This is a genomic window from Mariluticola halotolerans (assembly GCF_021611515.1).
GTDB lineage: Bacteria > Pseudomonadota > Alphaproteobacteria > Rhizobiales > Devosiaceae > Mariluticola > Mariluticola halotolerans.
The window spans coordinates 3,293,654-3,310,199 of record NZ_CP090960.1 but is presented as its reverse complement, the minus strand read 5'-3'; the positions used below and the strand labels follow the sequence as shown (position 1 = coordinate 3,310,199).

Here is a 16,546-nt window from a genome sequence, read left to right as displayed (position 1 = left end):
AGGGCCCGTAAAGAAACGAAAGGCAGGCAAAACCCGCCTTTCGCAAAAGTTTTTGGCAGTGTCAGCCCTAGGCTTCAACACCCTCGGCATACCAGTCGACGCCCCAGAATTCGCCATCATCAATGATGTCGCCTTCTTCAACCCGCACAGTGCCCTGATTGTCAGAGATCGGCCCGGCAAACGGATGCAGTGAACCGTCCGCAATGGCGTTCTTCACCGCATCAGCGGCAGCCACAACATCGGCAGGCACCTTGGCATTATAGTCGCCAATCATCACTTCGCCCGATGCAATGCCATCCCACACGCTGCTTTCAGCCCAGGTGCCATCAAGCACTGATTGAACCGACTTGGTGTAATGGGGTGCCCAATTGTCGATGATCGCGGTCAGGTGTGCATTCGGGGCAAAGGCGCTCATGTCGGCACCCTGGCCGAAGCCGCCAACAATGCCGCGTTCTTCAGCCACCTGCAGTGCTGCCGGGCCATCGGTGTGCTGGGTGATCACGTCCACACCCTGATCGATCAGCGCACGAGCCGCATCGGCTTCCTTGGCGGGGTCAAACCAGCTGTCGACATAAACCACCTTGGTCACGAAATCGGGGTTCACCTTGCGCGCAGCAATCTGGAACGCGTTGATGCCCATGCGCACTTCAGGGATCGGGAACGAGCCGATATAAGCGCCGATATTGGTCTTGGTCATCATGCCGGCAACCGTACCGATCACGGCGCGACCTTCGTGGAATTTGGCGTTGTAAAGCGACAGGTTCGGCGCGGTGGAATTGCCGGTCGCCCATTCGAATTTCACTTCGGGGAACTGCTTGGCAACCTTGTGCGCATAATCGCCGAAACCAAAGCTGGTTGCGTAAATGATGTCATGGCCCTGCTGTGCCAGTTCGCGGAACACCCGCTCGCTGTCCGGCCCTTCGGCCACATTGGTCACGACAGTGGTTTCCACCTTGTCGGCACCGATGGCCTCGATCATGGCAAGACGGCCCTGATCATGGCCGAAATTCCAGCCATTGTCGTCCGGTGTGCCGATCAGCACGAAGGCGGCCCGCACCTTGTCTTTCTGGGCAAAGGCCCGGCTGCCGATCAACGGCAGTGTCGCGGCGGCACCACCAATCTTGAGCATGGTGCGGCGTGTAAATTTGGTCATTGGGTTTCTCCTGTCTGACGCTTTAGTTGCTTGGAACGAAGGGTCTGCCGAGGCAGGCCGGAGCACTGGCGCTGCCGTCTCGCCGCAGCGAGATAAGGACAAGCACTAGAATAGTGGCGAGATAGGGCAAACTGGCCCAAACCTCGGAAGGAATAATGCGGAACGGGCCGCCCGCCGCCTTGGCGTAAAGCTCCATCGTGGCGATCAGGCCGAAGAGATACGCCCCTGCCAGCAGGCGGAAGGGCCGCCAGGCGGCAAACACCACCAGCGCCAGCGCAATCCAGCCCCGCCCGGAGGTCAGCCGCTCCACCCATTGCGGTGTCAAAAGCAGCGGAAAACACACCCCGCCAATCCCCGCCATCGCGCCGCCAAAGGCCACCGCCGCATAGCGCACGCCGATCACCGAATAGCCGATGGAATGGGCCGAAAGATCACTCTCCCCCACCGCGCGCAAAATCAGGCCGGCCCGGGTTTTTTGCAAAAACCACCACACCGCAAACACCATGAACAGCGAGAAATAGACCAGCGGCGAATAGCCGAAAATCACCTTGAGAAACGGATGCGTCGCCAGTTCGACGGGAAAAATCGACTTGAACAATTGCAGCGGCTTGCCGGTATAGGGCTGGCCGAACAGGGCGGAAAACCCAGTGCCGAAGATCGTCAGCGCCAGCCCGGTTGCCACCTGGTTGGACGACAGCGAAAGCGTCAAAAATCCGAAAATCAGCGATGCGGCAGCACCCGCAAACCCGGCCGCCAAAATCCCCAGCCACGGACTGCCCGTATTATAGGTGACGGCAAAGCCCACCACCGCGCCGGTCAGCATCATCCCCTCGACACCGAGGTTCAAAACACCGCTTTTCTCCACCACCAGCTCACCCAGCGCCGCTAAAAGGATTGGCGTCGATGCGCCCACCAGCGTGATGAAAATCGCAATCATCAATTCAACGCTCATGCGGCACCTGTCGCTGGTTTGGTGATGACCCGCTTCAGCCGGTAGCGCACCAGAATGTCACCGGCCAGCAGCAAAAACAGCATCATCGCCTGAAAAATACCAACAGCGGCATTGGGCAGGCCAATGGTGGTCTGCGCCACCTCGCCACCAACAAAGGTGATGGCCAGCACAATACCCGCCAGCACCACGCCAATCGGGTTCAACCGCCCCAGAAACGCAACAATGATCGCGGTAAATCCGTAATTGGTGGGAAATTGCGGCACCATGCGCCCGAACGGCCCGGCCACTTCCAGCATGCCGGCAAATCCGGCCAGCCCGCCGCTGATCAAAAGCGCCAGCCATACGGTCTGCTTGGCGGAAAACCCGGCATAACGCGCCGCATGGGGCGCAGACCCAACCGTGCGGATCTGAAATCCGAACAGGGAACGGCCCATCGCCAGCCAGGCAATCAGCGCCACGATAATCGCAATCGGCGCGCCCATCTGCACAATCGTGCCGGGAATGATATAGGGCAGCGTCTGGTCCGCATTGAACAACACCGTTTGCGGCTGGCCAAAGCTCGTCGGGCTCTTCCACGGCCCGAAGATCAGATAATTGAGCACCTGCACCGACACATAGGTCAGCATAAGCGTGGTCAGAATTTCGTTGACGCTGAACTTGGTGCGCAAATAGGCCGGGATCGACGCATAGGCCATGCCGCCCGCCGCACCCGCCAGCGCCATCAGCGGCAAAATCCACCAGCCGGACATATCATGGGTCGCCAGCGCCACACCGGTCGCGGCCAGCCCGCCGATCACATATTGCCCCTCGGCCCCGATATTCCACACATTGGCGCGATAGCCGATCGACAGCCCCACCCCGATAATGATCAGCGGCGCTGCCTTCACCGTCAGGTCCTGCCATTTGTAATGATTGGTCAGGGGCGTGAAAAAGATTTCGCGCACCGCCGCCGGGCCATCAAACCCGATAGCCGAGAAAATAATCGCGCCGAGCACCATGGTCACCAGCACCGCCAGCACCGGGGTGACATAAAGCATGGTGCGGCTGGGCACCTGGCGTTTTTCAAGCCGGTACAGCATGCAATGCCTCCGTCATTTCCACCGTCGCTTCCGGATCGCCATGTACGCCGCCCATCAACAGGCCGATTTCCTCAATCGACACACCGCTCACCGGCATCGGTCGCGACAAACGCCCCTCATTGATCACGCAAAGCGTGTCACTGAGCGCCAGCAATTCATCGAGATCCTGGGAAATCACCACAATCGCGGAACCCGCCGCCGCCAGATCAACCAGCGCTTGATGGATCGCCGCTGCGGCCCCCGCATCCACACCCCATGTCGGCTGCGACACCACAAGCACGTCCGGTGCCTGCAGGATTTCGCGCCCCATAATGTATTTCTGCAAATTCCCGCCCGAAAGCGATTCCGCCATCGCCCCCGGCCCTGTCGCCTTCACCCCGAAAGCCTCAATGATATGCGCCGCATAATCCCGCGCCGCGCCCGCATTGACCATGCCCACATTGACCAGATGCTTGCGGTCCCGTGCTGTCAAAATCGTGTTGTCGCTCAGCGAGAAATCGGGCACCGCCGCATGGCCATTGCGCTCTTCAGGCACCGCGCAAAGCCCGGCCTTCCGCCGCTCCGTGGGGCCCATCTGCCCAATCGCCGCACCGCCTAGTTGCAGGGCATTCGCGTCAACGCTCAACACCTCGCCGCACAACACGTTCAGCAATTCGTTCTGCCCATTGCCCGCAACCCCGGCAATACCAAGGATTTCGCCCTCGCCCACCGCAAAAGACACATCGTGCAGCGCCACGCCGAAATGCCCGCCCTTGGGCACATTCAAATCCTGCACCACCAACCGCGCCGGCCCGGTCTGCCGGGAGGCGGCCTTGGTGACATCTTTCAAATCGCCGCCAATCATCATCTCGGCCATCGAGCGCGATGTTTCCGCCTTCGGGTCGCAAGTGCCCACAACCTTGCCGCCGCGCAAAATCGTCGCCACATCGCAAAGCTCTTTGATTTCATGCAGCTTGTGCGAAATATAAAGAATGGAACAGCCCTCGCTTGCGAGCTGGCGGAGCGTTGCAAAGAGTTGTGCCACTTCCTGCGGTGTCAAAACCGAGGTCGGCTCATCCATGATCAGAAGTTTCGGGTTCAGCAACAGGGCGCGCACAATCTCGATGCGCTGCCGCTCGCCAACACTGAGGGTGGAAACAATGCGTTGCGGGTCAAGCTTCAGCCCGTAACTGTCCATCACCTCGCGCACCTTGGCTTCCAGTGCATTGGGGCGAATGGCAGCGTCCATACCCAAAGCGATATTCTCCAGCACCGTCATCGCCTCGAACAGCGAGAAATGCTGAAACACCATGCCAATGCCGGCCCGGCGCGCGGCACGTGGATTGGAGAATGTGGTCTCCACACCATCCCACCACATTGTCCCGGCATCGGGCTGCATGATCCCGTAGATCATCTTGACCAGCGTCGATTTTCCCGCGCCATTCTCGCCCAGCAGCGCGTGAATTTCCCCCGGCTTGACCGAGAACCCAACCTGATCATTGGCCAGAACCCCGGGAAACCGCTTTGTCAGCCCCTCAAGTTTCAACCGAAGCACCGGATCATCCGCCATGCACTGCCCCCATAACTGACATCAGTTTGGCATTTTCTGCGCCATCCGCACAGTCCCGCCGGGCCAATTTGGCAATAATTTCAGCACACACCAGAGATGCTATAATTTCAGGCCTTTTGTCGCCTATCCCTTGCGCGCCGATGGGGCAGACAAGATCAACCAGCCGCGCCGCATCGCCGCCTTCACCGGTAAACCAGTGCCGGAATTGAGCCCGCTTGCTCTTGGAGCCGATCATCCCGGCATAGGCCGCATCACCCCGCAACAGGACCTCGCGCATGATCAGAAAATCCAGCGCATGATCATGGGTCAGAACCACAAAAGCGCTGCCCGACCGCGCCGCCCGCACAGCCGCTTCCGGCAGGGCCGACACCTGCACATTAATCGCCTCAGGCAATCCGCCAAGCATATCCGCCCGCGTATCAACGAGTGTGGTCTGATAGGGCAAAGGCGCCAGCGCCAAAGCCAGGGCCCGCCCCACATGCCCCGCGCCAAACAGGATCACCGAAGGTTCTGCCGCCTGCGCCGCCTGAATTTCATTCAGCAAAGTCACCAGCAGTTCATCGTCAAGACGCTCCAGCGCAATCTGCACCCGCCCGCCGCAGCATTGTCCGATCTCGGGCCCCAGCGGCACATCCAGCTTTTCATGGGCCTTGTTCTGGCGCAGCATCTGCCGGGCTGTATCAATCGCCATATATTCAAGCTGGCCACCGCCAATAGTCCCGGCCACATCATTAGCCGCCACCAGCATATAGGCCCCCCGCTCGCGCGGCGTCGAACCCAAAGCCGCCGTCACCCGCACCAGCACCGCCGCACCCGCCGTTTCAACAAAGGCATCAATGTCGGGTGCGCGCAAAACCATCAGGCTTTTGCCTCGCTTTTCAGCCGGGTCACCGCCATCAATATCCGCTCCGGTGTCGCCGGGGAATCAAGCCGCGGGCAGGTTTTGTAATCCGCCACCGAGGCAACAGCCATCGACAGTGCTTCAAGCACCGAAATCGCCAGCATCAGCGGCGGCTCGCCCACAGCTTTCGAGCGCTTGATGGTTCGCATCGGATTTTCCGACCATTCCGCCAGCTTGACGTTGAAAATCCGCGGCACATCCGAGGCCAGCGGGATCTTGTAGGTCGAGGGCGCATGGGTTTTCAGCTGGCCCTTTTTGTCCCACCACAATTCCTCCGTGGTCAGCCAGCCGGCCCCTTGGATAAACCCGCCTTCCACCTGCCCCAAGTCAATCGCCGGGTTCAGCGACTTGCCCACATCGTGCAGAATATCGACCCGGTCCATCTGGTATTCACCGGTCAGCGTATCAATGCTGACCTCGGACACCGCCGCCCCATAGGCAAAATAGAAAAACGGCTGCCCACGCCCCGCCGCCCGGTCCCAGTGAATCTCCGGCGTCTTGTAAAAGCCCGAAGCCGACAATTGCACCCGCGCCATATAGGCTGAATCAATGAAATTGGCGAAAGGCACCCGCTTGCCCGCCACCAGCACATCGCCATCGGCAAAGCTGATATCCGTGGCATTGGCCTGATATTTTTCCGCCGCGAACACTCCCAGCCGCGCCTTGATCTGCTCGCAGGCATCCAGCGCCGCCATGGCATTCAAATCCGCCCCCGAGGACGCAGCCGTTGCCGAGGTGTTAGGCACCTTGCCCGTGGTCGTCGCGGTAATTTTCACCTGATCCAGATCGACGCCAAAGGCATCGGCCACCACCTGCGCCACCTTGATATAGAGCCCCTGCCCCATTTCGGTGCCGCCATGATTGAGATGGATCGACCCATCGCGATAGACATGCACCAGCGCCCCGGCCTGGTTGAACCAGGTGGCGGTGAACGAAATCCCGAACTTGACCGGCGTCAGCGCAATCCCGCGCCTGATCACCTTGCTGGTCTTGTTGAAGGCAATGATCTCCGCCCGGCGCTTTTGATAATCCGACGACGCCTCCAGCTCATCGACAATCCGGTGAATGATATTGTCTTTCACCACCTGATGATAAGGCGTCACATTGCGGTCGGTCGTGCCGTAAAAATTGGCCTTGCGGATTTCCAGTGGATCCTTGCCCAGCGCATAGGCAATTTCCTCGATCATCCGCTCGCCGCCGAGCATGCCCTGCGGCCCGCCAAACCCGCGAAACGCGGTGTTCGAGACGGTATGCGTCTTCAAAGGCTTGGAGAAAAACCGCACCGCCGGGAAATAATAGGAACTATCGGCATGAAACAGCGCCCGGTCCGTCACCGGCCCCGAAAGGTCCGCCGAATACCCGCACCGCGCCGCAAAAGTCGCCTCGCTAGCGAGAATTTTGCCGTCATCGTCAAACCCGACATCATAATCAACCCGGAAATCATGACGCTTGCCGGTCGCGCTCATGTCATCGTCGCGGTCAGGACGGATTTTCACCGCACGCCCCAGCTTTTTCGCCGCCACCGCCGCGATCACCGCAAACAGATTGCCTTGCGTTTCCTTGCCGCCAAACCCGCCGCCCATGCGCCTGACCTGCACGGTCACCGCATTGGATTTAACTCCCAGCGCATGCCCCACAATATGCTGAATTTCGCTCGGGTGCTGGGTCGATGAGAAGACGGTCACATCATCATCTTCCCCCGGAATGGCCATGGCAATCTGACCCTCGAGATAGAAATGATCCTGCCCGCCAATATGCATCACATTGGAAATCCGGTGCGGGGCCTCGGCAAACCCCGCCGCCACATCCCCGCGCTCCAGCTTCAGGGGCGGTGTCACCAGCTTGCCACCAGCCGCCAGCGCCGCTTCCACATCCAGATGCGCATCGAGATCGGCATAGGTAATTTTGGCCAGTTTCGCTGCCCGCCGCGCCTGATCGCGGGTTGCCGCCACCACCGCAAAAAGCGGCTGCCCCCAAAACTCAACCACCCCGTCAGCAAAGACCGGCTCATCGCCAACCCCGTTCGAGCTGATGTCGAAATGCCCCGGAATATCCGCCTTGGTCAGCACCCCAACAACGCCGGGCGCTTGCAGCACCGCTTCAAGGTCAAACCCGGTAATCGTCGCATGCGCCCGCTCGCTTAACCCCAGATAGGCATGCAGCGTGCCCTGCGGCTCGGGCATATCGTCGATATATTCGGCCCGGCCCGCCACATGTTTCGGCCCGCTGTCATGGGCAATCGGCTTGTGCACGCTCATCAGGCCGCTCCCCGCGAGAGTTGAACCACCTGCCCGTCGCTTTCCAGATAAAACCGTCGCACCAGATTCTGCGCCGCCAGCAGCCGGTATTCCGCCGAGGCACGCATATCGCCAATCGGCTGAAAATCGTCGGCCAGTGCCAACGCCGCTTTTTCCGCCTGTGCTTCATCCCAGGCCTGGCCCAACAGCGCCGCCTCTGCGGCCTTCGCCCGTTTCGGCGTCGCCGCCATGCCGCCAAACGCCATCACCACGTCGCTGACCACACCATTCTCTATCCGCAGCCGGATCGCGGCGCTCAGCGCCGAAATATCCTCGTCGCGCCGTTTCGAAATCTTGTAGACCGCAAACAGATCGCCCTTTGGCAGCGCCGGAATATTGACGCTTTCAACAAATTCCCCCGCGCTGCGGTCCTGCTTGCCATAGGCAATGAAATAATCCTCGAGCTGCACCACCCGCCGTGCAGCCCCCTTGCGCAACACAATGCTGGCGCCCAGCGCGATCAGCGGCGGCGGTGTGTCGCCAATCGGTGAGCCATTGGCAATATTGCCGCCAATCGTACCCATATTGCGCACCTGCGCCCCGCCAATCCGGCTCCAATAGCCCGCCATTTGCGGATAATGCGCCCCAATCAGCGCAAACGCCTCGGTATAGCTGACACCCGCACCCAGCATCAGCCCGTCCGGCCCGGCCTCAATGCCCTTCAAATCCTCAAGCCCGCCGATAAACACCGCCGGGGTGATGTCGCGCATGAACTTGGTCACCCAAAGCCCAACATCGGTCGACCCGGCGACAATCGTCGCGCCCGGATGCGCCATCAGCACATCGGCCAGATCATCAACATTGGCTGGAATGATCAGTCGGTCATCTTCAGCCCCGGCCTCCACCCGTTTGCCATCGCGCAAATCCCTAAGCCGCGCCATCACTTCGGCCCGTTCGGCGACCAGAATATCGTCGCCGGGCTTGCCGTGGCTCGATATCGCCATCGCCGCCCGAATGATCGGCGCATAGCCGGTGCACCGGCACAAATTCCCCTGCAAAGCCTGTTCAACCGCGTCCACATCCGGCGTCGGGTTCTGCATCCACAGCCCATAAAGCGACATCACAAAGCCCGGCGTGCAAAACCCGCATTGCGAGCCATGGTTCTCAACCATCGCCTGCTGCACCGGATGCAAGCCGCCATCCTGTCCCTTGAGATGCTCAACCGTCACCACATGACAGCCATCGAGCGAGCCCACAAAGCGGATACAGGCATTAACGCTTTCATAAACCAGCCCGTCCCCGGCCAGCCTTCCGACCAGCACGGTGCACGCGCCGCAATCGCCCTCAGCGCAGCCTTCCTTGGTGCCGCTCAAGCGTTTGTCGAGCCGCAGAAAATCCAGCAAAGTCTGCGCGGCGGGCAGGTCCGAAAGGCTGATTACCTCATCATTGAGCAAAAACCGGACCGAATTGCGCACCTCAACCGCCATGACGTCTAACTGCCTCTATAGGTGGAATAGCCATAGGGAGAGACCAGCAAGGGCACATGATAATGCGCGTGTTGATCAGAAATCACGAAGCGCACCGGCACCAGTTCCAGAAACGGATGGGCCTGCGGCACCACCAGCTTGGAAAAATACGCCCCCACATTGAACACCAGCTCATAGGAACCGGGGGCAAAATCCGCGCCCTCAAGCAAAGGCCCGTCGCAGCGCCCATCGGCATTGGTCACCTCAGAGACCACCAGATGTGCCTGGTCGCCATGCATGGCGTAAAGCTCAACCCCCATGCCCGCGGCCGGCCGGCCATGGGCGGTGTCGAGAACATGGGTAGTCAGGCGTCCCGTTTCAGCCATTAGCGCCCTTTCCTTATCGATGGGTGAGAACAAGTCATCCACTTATTCCCCGCCCAACCGCACCAATCAAGAGCCGCCAGCACCATTACAGCTTTTCGCAATGGCGATGCGCTCCATCCAGCGTTTTCATGAGGCTACAACCGCTTTTACGAACATGGCCAGTAATTTTTTACCAACTGGTCCATTTTTTCATTGCCAGCAGGGCCTCCCCACAGCTTATCTGTAATAGATGATTGCAAAAATCTGCCTGCGCGCCGACACTTTGCATCAAGCAGATCCATGTTTCAGGCCAAAGGCACAAGAGAGCTGAAATGAACCGCTATCCCCGCAACATGTATGGCTATGGCCCCAATCCGCCCAAGGCCAATTGGCCGGGCGGGGCCAATATCGCGGTGCAGTTCGTGCTCAATTACGAAGAGGGCGGCGAGAATAACGTCCTGCATGGCGATGCCGCCTCCGAGGCCTTCCTTTCCGAAATCGTCGGCGCGGCCCAATGGCCCGGCCAGCGCCACTGGAACATGGAATCGATCTACGAATATGGGGCCCGCGCCGGCTTCTGGCGTCTGCATCGCCTGTTCACACAAAAGCAGGTGCCCGTCACCGTCTATGGCGTCGCCACCGCCCTGATGCGTGCCCCCGCTCAGGTGCGCGCCATGCAGGATGCCGGCTGGGAGATCGCCAGCCATGGCTATAAATGGGTCGAGCACAAGGACATGGACCCCGAGACCGAACGGTCTCAAATCGCTGAAGCCGTGCGCCTGCACACCCTCGCCACAGGGGAAGCACCACGCGGCTGGTACACAGGCCGCTGCTCAATCAACACAGTTGACCTGGTTTCTGAGCTGAAATCTTTGGCTTACGTGTCAGACACTTACGATGACGACCTGCCCTATTACCGCACTCACGCCGGTCACCCGCAGCTGATCATTCCCTATACGCTTGATGCCAATGACATGCGGTTTGCCACCCCCCAGGGCTTTAATTCCGGCGACCAGTTTTTCGCCTATCTCAAGGACAGTTTCGACACGCTCTATCAAGAGGGTGCGGACGGCATGCCAAAGATGTTGTCCATTGGCCTTCATTGCCGCCTGATCGGCCGCCCCGGCCGCGCCGCCGCGCTGGCCCGCTTCATCGACTATGTGCAAAGCCACGAAAAGGTGTGGATCGCCCGCCGCATCGACATTGCCGAACACTGGCTCACCCACCACCCCTACAAGGCCCCCACGATGATCCCCTCTCAAATGGACCGCGCGGTCTTTGTCGAAAAATTCGGCTCGATCTTTGAGCATTCCCCCTGGATTGCCGAACGCGCCTTCGAAGGTGAACTAGGTGCCGCCAATGACACCGCCTTTGGCCTGCATTTTGCCCTCCGCACCCAGTTCCGTGCCGCCAGCAAAGCCGAGCGCCTGCAAGTGCTTCGGGCCCATCCCGATCTCGCCGGCAAGCTCGCCGCCGCCAAGCGGCTGACCGCCGAAAGCACCAATGAACAGGCCAGCGTCGGCCTCGATGCCCTGACCGATCAGGAGCGCGACCAGTTCACAAAGCTCAACACCGCCTACACGGCCAAATTCGGCTTCCCCTTCATCATCGCGGTCAAGGACAACACCAAGGCAAGCATTCTCAAGGCTTTCGAAGTCCGGCTGGAGAATGAAGCCGGACAGGAATTTGCCGAAGCCTGCCGTCAGGTCGAGCGCATCGCGGAATTGCGGCTGATGGATTTACTGCCCGCCTGAACCGGCAAAACCTATTTGTAAAAACCCTCACGCAGATTGATGCCGTGCTCGACATAGACCTTGAGCGCGCACAACATGCCCGTCCAGCCCTCGCAATTGCCATAGGAGGCCTTGAGCCCCTCGGGCGTTTCCCGCCAGCCCTCTTCAGTGATCTGCACCAGCGTCCGCCCGTCATCGAGGCCCGAGAACGCCATGGTCACCAACGTCTTGCGGCCATCATCCGCATCCCATTTGAGCACAATCTTTTCGTCCGGCATCACCTCCACCACCTCAACGGGAAACGCGCCGGGGAAATCATGAAAATCCCAGCTCACCACCGCTCCGCTCTCCAGCCGGCCCTTGGCGCCCCCGGTCGTGAAATAGCCCGATAGTTTCTGCGGATCGGCCACAGCCTCAAAAACCTCATGCACCGGCTTGGCGATCCGGCCCGACACCGTAAATTTCAAGTCCATGATATTTCTCCTTGCTGGTCGGTCATTTATGTTATAAAAGTATAACATGTCAAGCGAAGATGAAAATGATGCCATATTCAAGGCCCTCAGCCATAGGGTGCGGCGGCGGCTTCTCGATCTGCTGCGCGAAAAACCCCAAACCACCGGCATGCTGTGCGACCTTCTGCCGGAAATGGATCGCTGCACGGTGATGCAGCATTTGGGCGTTCTGGAGAAAGCGGGCCTGCTGGTTGTCGAACGGCGGGGCCGCGAGCGCTGGAACCATCTCGACGCGCTGCCCATCCATGCCATTCATGAGCGCTGGATCGGCCCCTATGCGGCCTATGCCGTCAACATGCTCAACCAGTTGAACAAAAATCTCAGCGAACCCGCCGAAACCTGACCCCCTTGCTCCCCCGGCCTGCTTCGGGCTAACTGCGAGAAGCCTTTCGCGCCGGAGCAGAATATGACTGACCGCAGCTATTACACCCCCAAGGGCGGCCTGCCGCCGCAATCGGAGCTGCTGACCGGCCGCGCCGTGTTTACCGAGGCCTATGCCGTCATCCCCAAGGATACGATGCGCGACATCGTCACCAGCCTCCTGCCCCATTGGGACAAGACCCGCGCCTGGATCATCGCCCGGCCCCTCTCCGGCTTTGCCGAAACCTTCTCGCAATACATCATGGAAGTCAGCCCCGGCGGTGGCAGCCAGAAACCCGAGCCCGATCCGGCAGCCGAGGGCGCGCTCTTCGTCACGTCGGGCCATTTCACCCTCACTATCGCCGGAAAAGCCTTTGCCATGCGCCCCGGCAGCTTCGCCTATCTGCCGCCAGAGACCGACTGGTCCCTTCTCAATGACAGCGGCGAAAAAACCACCTTTCACTGGATCCGCAAAGCCTATGACCGGGTCGAGGGGCTCGACGCCCCCGAAGCATTCGTCACCCATGAGGACGACAATCCCCCCATTTCCATGCCGGATACAAACGGAGCCTGGGCCACAACCCGCTTCATCGATCCCGGTGACATGCGCCATGACATGCATGTGACGATCGTCACCCTCGCCCCCGGCGCCGTCATTCCATTTGCGGAAACCCATGTCATGGAGCACGGGCTCTATGTGCTTGAAGGTAAAGCAGTTTACCGGCTCAATCAGGATTGGGTCGAGGTCGAGGCCGGTGATTTCATGTGGCTGCGCGCCTTCTGCCCGCAAGCCTGCTACGCGGGCGGCCCGGCCAATTTCCGCTATCTGCTCTATAAAGACGTCAACCGCCACATGAAGCTGAAACCATGACCAAGACCATTCCAATAGAACCGCTGACCCGCGAGGCCTTTCTCGAATTCGGTGACGTGATCGAGGTCACCCCGGACACTTCAAGCCATCCCATCAATGCGGGCACCACCGAGCGGTTTCATGATCTCGCCACGGCAATTGCCACCGGGGAGGACGCGCGCACCATCATTTCCATCGCCCGCGCCCAACCCTTCACCCTGCCCTTGAAACTCGGCATGGTTGAGCGCCACCCCTTCGGCTCGCAGGCGTTCGTGCCATTGAAGCCCACAAGGTTTCTCATTGTTGTCGCCCCTGACGAGGACGGCAAGCCGGGCAAGCCACGCGCCTTCATGGCGGCACCGGGCCAGGGCATCAATTATTTCCTTGGCACATGGCACGGCGTTTTAACCGCCCTTGATGAGGTCACCGACTTCCTGATTGTCGACCGCGATGGCGACGGCAAAAATCTCGAAACCTTCGATTTCGACACCCCGTGGAGCATTGAGGCATGACCGAAACCCTGGCGCTGATCGACCGCTTGCTGGACGCCATCGAGCATGACATCGCGCCCATGACCCGGCAGGAAGTGACGCGCGGCAACAAGATTTTCGGTGCCGCGATCCTTTTGAAAAGCGATCTGTCGCTGGTCATTGCCGAAACCAATAACGAGGTCGAAAACCCGCTCTGGCATGGCGAAATGCACGCGATCAAGAAACTCTACGAGCGCGACCGCAAAACCCTGCCCGACCCGAAAGACTGCATTTTCCTTGCCACCCACGAGCCCTGCTCGCTCTGCCTCTCGGCCATCACCTGGGGCGGCTATGACAATTTCTATTATCTGTTCAGCCATGAAGACAGCCGCGACAGCTTCGCCATCCCGCATGACCTCAAAATCCTCAAGGAAGTCTTCACCCTCGATCCGGGCGGCTACAATACCGAAAACGCCTATTGGCATAGCCATGACATCGTCCAGATGATCGCCAGCCTCGACCGGGGCAACCGTGAACGGCTGGTCGCCCGCGTCGACGACATATCCGCCCTCTATAACGACCTCTCCGCCGCCTATCAGGCCCAAAAAGGCCATGCCGGCATCCCGCTGGACTAAAAAACACCGCACCCATCCCCAACGTCATTCCCGACCCGATCGGGAATCCAGCGCGCCGCGTCGGCGGCGCATAAGACTCGTTTCGCGGGCAGGACTGCCCGCTGCTGGATTCCCGCCTGCGCGGGAATGACACAGTGGGTGCGGCAAGACCTACCCCCTCATCCTGAGCCCGTCGAACCACGAGGGCTTCAGGACCCCGTGTGCAACCCGCCCATCACACCCGCTTCAACAGCGCGCGAGGAGCTTTCTTCTGCGCATCCGGTCAGCCTAGAATGCCCGCATTTCAATGATCGCAAAGGGCCAGCCCATGAAATCGCTGATCAACGCCGCCGCCCTCGCTGGCATTGTCATTGCCATGCCCGTCACCAGCTCTGCCGCCGAGACCTTGCACGCCGAAGGCATGTTTTACGGTGCGGAAGGGCATGAAGGCGCCGGCACCGTGCGCATTGTCTCAGGCGACAATGGCGAAACCGCCCTCAACCTGATCGATTTCAGCACCACCCCCGGCCCCGACCTCAAGGTCTGGCTGGTTGCAGCAGGCAATGTCACCCGTTCCGGCGACGTCAAAGACAGCCAATGGCTCAGTCTGGGCAAATTGCAAAGCGATAGCGGCAACCAGTCCTATGCCTTGCCAGCAGGCACAGACATCAGCCAGTACAAATCGGCAATCATCTGGTGCGAGGCCTTCTCAGTCCTGTTTGCAGCCGCCGATCTGAAATCCGCCCAATAAAAAAGGCGGCCCGAAAGCCGCCTTTTTCCAAAATTTCAAATCGCTTTAAGCAGCGCTTGTATTGCGGCGCTGCGGACGGCCACCGCCACCGGCGCGGGCGGCCTGAGCGCCTTCTTTCTTGCGCTTGTTCCAACGCTGCTTCGGCCCCTTGGAAGGTTTGCCTTCGCCGCGTCCGCCATCTTCCTTGCCAACCTCGGAATCAAGCTTGGCCCACCAGCCCTTGTCCGTGCCGCTTTGCGGCGGACGGCTCTGGTTGCGGCCGCGGCCTTCGCCTGCGCGCTGCCCGCCATTGCCCGGACGGCCACCCGCATTCGCAGGACGTCCACCAGCATTGCCGGGGCGGCCACGCCGTGCCGGGGCACCGCGCTGTTCAGCATTTTCGCTGCCCGCAGGCAGGGTGCCGGTCACCGGCAATGTCCGCCGGATCAGGCGTTCCACATCGCGCAGTTTCGAGCGTTCGGTGCCGTCAACCAGCGTAATCGCCACACCGGATGCACCATTGCGGCCCGTACGGCCAATGCGGTGCACATAGTTTTCCGGATCGTCTGGCAGTTCATAATTGATCACATGGGTGATCTCGGGCACGTCAATGCCGCGCGCCACAATATCGGTGGCCACGAGGATACGCACACGGCCATCGCGGAAGCCGCGCAGCGCGCTCTGGCGTGCATTCTGGCTTTTATTGCCGTGAATGGCGGCAACCGTATGCCCGTCAATGCCAAGGTTCTTGGCCACTTTGTCAGCGCCATGCTTGGTGCGCGAAAACACAACAACGCGATTGAGGCTGTCATCAGCCAGCAATTCGTTGAGCTTGTCGCGCTTCTGCTTGGAGCCCGAAAGAATGACCTGCTGGTCAATCTTGCCAACGGTTTCGCCCTGGATATTGGCTTCCACCTTGACCGGATCATTCAACAGGCTGGCAGCCAGCTTGCCGATTTCAGGGGCCATGGTTGCGGAAAACAGCGCGGTCTGGCGCTTTGGCCCAATCGCGGCGGCAATCTTGCGCACCGGCTGGATAAAGCCCATGTCGAGCATGCGGTCGGCCTCATCGAGCACCAGCCAGCGGGTCTGGTCCAGACGCACCTTGCGGTCGTCCAGCAAATCCATCAACCGGCCCGGTGTGGCAATCAACACGTCAACGCCGCGCGCCAGTTTCTGCACCTGCGCCTGGCGGGAAACACCGCCGAGCACCAGTGCCGTGGTCAAACGGCGATAGGTGGCATAGGTGCGCATCATTTCTTCAATCTGCACAGCCAGTTCACGGGTCGGCGCAAGGATCAGCGCCCGGCACGATTTCGGTGCCGGTGCGCCCTCAAGCGCAAAAATGCCGGCAATGATCGGCAGGCCAAAAGCCGCCGTCTTGCCCGAACCGGTCTGGGCGATGCCCAGAATGTCACGGCCCTGCAACTGCGCGGGGATAGCCTTGCCCTGGATCGGGGTCGGGGTGTCGAAGCCGGCTTTGGCCAGCGAGCTGACAAGCTCCTTGGGCAAACCAAGGCCTGCAAAATCAGTGATAGTCATAAATTCTCTTTTTCATCTTCCGGCGGGGCGCAA

Annotated in this window: 16 protein-coding genes; 6 read left to right on the top strand and 10 right to left on the bottom strand. The window is 60.1% G+C overall.

The genetic code is table 11. The features are described from left to right. Nucleotides 1–67 precede the first annotated feature (67 nt). The 8 genes from L1P08_RS15780 to uraH are packed head-to-tail and all read right to left on the bottom strand — an operon-like array spanning nucleotide 68 to nucleotide 9,723. Nucleotides 68–1,153, bottom strand: a complete 1,086-nt coding sequence (locus L1P08_RS15780; RefSeq protein WP_303617944.1) for a BMP family ABC transporter substrate-binding protein — start codon at nucleotides 1,151–1,153, stop codon at nucleotides 68–70. Between the two features lie 22 nt (nucleotides 1,154–1,175). Then, complete coding sequence (locus L1P08_RS15775; RefSeq protein WP_303617943.1) at nucleotides 1,176–2,105, bottom strand: ABC transporter permease; 930 nt, start codon at nucleotides 2,103–2,105, stop codon at nucleotides 1,176–1,178. Next, on the bottom strand, nucleotides 2,102–3,184 hold the full coding sequence (locus L1P08_RS15770; protein ID WP_303617942.1) for an ABC transporter permease: 1,083 nt from the start codon (nucleotides 3,182–3,184) through the stop codon (nucleotides 2,102–2,104). The genes L1P08_RS15775 and L1P08_RS15770 overlap by 4 nt, the downstream gene beginning before the upstream one ends. Next, the gene (locus L1P08_RS15765; RefSeq protein ID WP_303617941.1) at nucleotides 3,168–4,733 is read right to left on the bottom strand and encodes an ABC transporter ATP-binding protein; all 1,566 of its coding nucleotides are present in this window, start codon (nucleotides 4,731–4,733) and stop codon (nucleotides 3,168–3,170) included. Before L1P08_RS15765 ends, L1P08_RS15770 begins: the two co-directional genes overlap by 17 nt. Beyond that, on the bottom strand, nucleotides 4,723–5,592 hold the full coding sequence (gene xdhC, locus L1P08_RS15760; protein ID WP_303617940.1) for a xanthine dehydrogenase accessory protein XdhC: 870 nt from the start codon (nucleotides 5,590–5,592) through the stop codon (nucleotides 4,723–4,725). Before xdhC ends, L1P08_RS15765 begins: the two co-directional genes overlap by 11 nt. Beyond that, complete coding sequence (gene xdhB, locus L1P08_RS15755) at nucleotides 5,592–7,892, bottom strand: xanthine dehydrogenase molybdopterin binding subunit (protein WP_303617939.1); 2,301 nt, start codon at nucleotides 7,890–7,892, stop codon at nucleotides 5,592–5,594. The genes xdhC and xdhB overlap by 1 nt, the downstream gene beginning before the upstream one ends. Next, nucleotides 7,892–9,358, bottom strand: a complete 1,467-nt coding sequence (gene xdhA, locus L1P08_RS15750) for a xanthine dehydrogenase small subunit (protein WP_303617938.1) — start codon at nucleotides 9,356–9,358, stop codon at nucleotides 7,892–7,894. Before xdhA ends, xdhB begins: the two co-directional genes overlap by 1 nt. Nucleotides 9,359–9,363: 5 nt before the next feature. Next, entirely contained in the window at nucleotides 9,364–9,723 is a 360-nt protein-coding gene (gene uraH / locus L1P08_RS15745; protein WP_303617937.1) for a hydroxyisourate hydrolase, read from the bottom strand. A gap of 311 nt (nucleotides 9,724–10,034) precedes the next feature. Here uraH and puuE point away from each other — a divergent pair, with 311 nt between their 5' ends. Next, entirely contained in the window at nucleotides 10,035–11,456 is a 1,422-nt protein-coding gene (gene puuE / locus L1P08_RS15740) for an allantoinase PuuE (RefSeq protein ID WP_303617936.1), read from the top strand. An 11-nt stretch (nucleotides 11,457–11,467) separates the two neighbouring features. On the opposite strand, the gene L1P08_RS15735 is transcribed toward puuE, so the two are convergent. Continuing rightward, complete coding sequence (locus L1P08_RS15735; RefSeq protein ID WP_303617935.1) at nucleotides 11,468–11,908, bottom strand: SRPBCC family protein; 441 nt, start codon at nucleotides 11,906–11,908, stop codon at nucleotides 11,468–11,470. A 46-nt stretch (nucleotides 11,909–11,954) separates the two neighbouring features. Between L1P08_RS15735 and L1P08_RS15730 the strand changes: the two genes are divergently transcribed. The 5 genes from L1P08_RS15730 (at nucleotide 11,955) to L1P08_RS15710 (ending at nucleotide 14,992) form a co-directional block, all read left to right on the top strand. Further along, nucleotides 11,955–12,290 carry an ArsR/SmtB family transcription factor gene (locus L1P08_RS15730; protein WP_303617934.1) on the top strand — a complete coding sequence of 112 codons (336 nt, stop codon included), beginning with the start codon at nucleotides 11,955–11,957 and terminating at the stop codon, nucleotides 12,288–12,290. Between the two features lie 63 nt (nucleotides 12,291–12,353). Further along, nucleotides 12,354–13,178: a bifunctional allantoicase/(S)-ureidoglycine aminohydrolase gene (locus L1P08_RS15725; RefSeq protein ID WP_303617933.1), complete on the top strand. Its 825-nt coding sequence runs from the start codon at nucleotides 12,354–12,356 to the stop codon at nucleotides 13,176–13,178. Next, entirely contained in the window at nucleotides 13,175–13,669 is a 495-nt protein-coding gene (locus L1P08_RS15720) for an ureidoglycolate lyase (RefSeq protein ID WP_303617932.1), read from the top strand. The genes L1P08_RS15725 and L1P08_RS15720 overlap by 4 nt, the downstream gene beginning before the upstream one ends. Next, nucleotides 13,666–14,262: a nucleoside deaminase gene (locus L1P08_RS15715; RefSeq protein WP_303617931.1), complete on the top strand. Its 597-nt coding sequence runs from the start codon at nucleotides 13,666–13,668 to the stop codon at nucleotides 14,260–14,262. Before L1P08_RS15720 ends, L1P08_RS15715 begins: the two co-directional genes overlap by 4 nt. Nucleotides 14,263–14,569: 307 nt before the next feature. Then, a complete protein-coding gene (locus L1P08_RS15710; RefSeq protein WP_303617930.1) occupies nucleotides 14,570–14,992 on the top strand; it encodes a DM13 domain-containing protein in 423 nt (140 codons plus the stop codon). 45 nt (nucleotides 14,993–15,037) lie between these two features. On the opposite strand, the gene L1P08_RS15705 is transcribed toward L1P08_RS15710, so the two are convergent. Then, a complete protein-coding gene (locus L1P08_RS15705; RefSeq protein WP_303617929.1) occupies nucleotides 15,038–16,513 on the bottom strand; it encodes a DEAD/DEAH box helicase in 1,476 nt (491 codons plus the stop codon). Nucleotides 16,514–16,546 lie beyond the last annotated feature (33 nt).

Bases quoted from the DNA above. Each gene is read 5' to 3' on its own strand.
- L1P08_RS15780 (WP_303617944.1), bottom strand. From the start codon at position 1,153: ATGACCAAATTTACACGCCGCACCATGCTCAAGATTGGTGGTGCCGCC.
- L1P08_RS15775 (WP_303617943.1), bottom strand. From the start codon at position 2,105: ATGAGCGTTGAATTGATGATTGCGATTTTCATCACGCTGGTGGGCGCA.
- L1P08_RS15770 (WP_303617942.1), bottom strand. From the start codon at position 3,184: ATGCTGTACCGGCTTGAAAAACGCCAGGTGCCCAGCCGCACCATGCTT.
- L1P08_RS15765 (WP_303617941.1), bottom strand. From the start codon at position 4,733: ATGGCGGATGATCCGGTGCTTCGGTTGAAACTTGAGGGGCTGACAAAG.
- xdhC (WP_303617940.1), bottom strand. From the start codon at position 5,592: ATGGTTTTGCGCGCACCCGACATTGATGCCTTTGTTGAAACGGCGGGT.
- xdhB (WP_303617939.1), bottom strand. From the start codon at position 7,892: ATGAGCGTGCACAAGCCGATTGCCCATGACAGCGGGCCGAAACATGTG.
- xdhA (WP_303617938.1), bottom strand. From the start codon at position 9,358: ATGGCGGTTGAGGTGCGCAATTCGGTCCGGTTTTTGCTCAATGATGAG.
- uraH (WP_303617937.1), bottom strand. From the start codon at position 9,723: ATGGCTGAAACGGGACGCCTGACTACCCATGTTCTCGACACCGCCCAT.
- puuE (WP_303617936.1), top strand. From the start codon at position 10,035: ATGAACCGCTATCCCCGCAACATGTATGGCTATGGCCCCAATCCGCCC.
- L1P08_RS15735 (WP_303617935.1), bottom strand. From the start codon at position 11,908: ATGGACTTGAAATTTACGGTGTCGGGCCGGATCGCCAAGCCGGTGCAT.
- L1P08_RS15730 (WP_303617934.1), top strand. From the start codon at position 11,955: ATGTCAAGCGAAGATGAAAATGATGCCATATTCAAGGCCCTCAGCCAT.
- L1P08_RS15725 (WP_303617933.1), top strand. From the start codon at position 12,354: ATGACTGACCGCAGCTATTACACCCCCAAGGGCGGCCTGCCGCCGCAA.
- L1P08_RS15720 (WP_303617932.1), top strand. From the start codon at position 13,175: ATGACCAAGACCATTCCAATAGAACCGCTGACCCGCGAGGCCTTTCTC.
- L1P08_RS15715 (WP_303617931.1), top strand. From the start codon at position 13,666: ATGACCGAAACCCTGGCGCTGATCGACCGCTTGCTGGACGCCATCGAG.
- L1P08_RS15710 (WP_303617930.1), top strand. From the start codon at position 14,570: ATGAAATCGCTGATCAACGCCGCCGCCCTCGCTGGCATTGTCATTGCC.
- L1P08_RS15705 (WP_303617929.1), bottom strand. From the start codon at position 16,513: ATGACTATCACTGATTTTGCAGGCCTTGGTTTGCCCAAGGAGCTTGTC.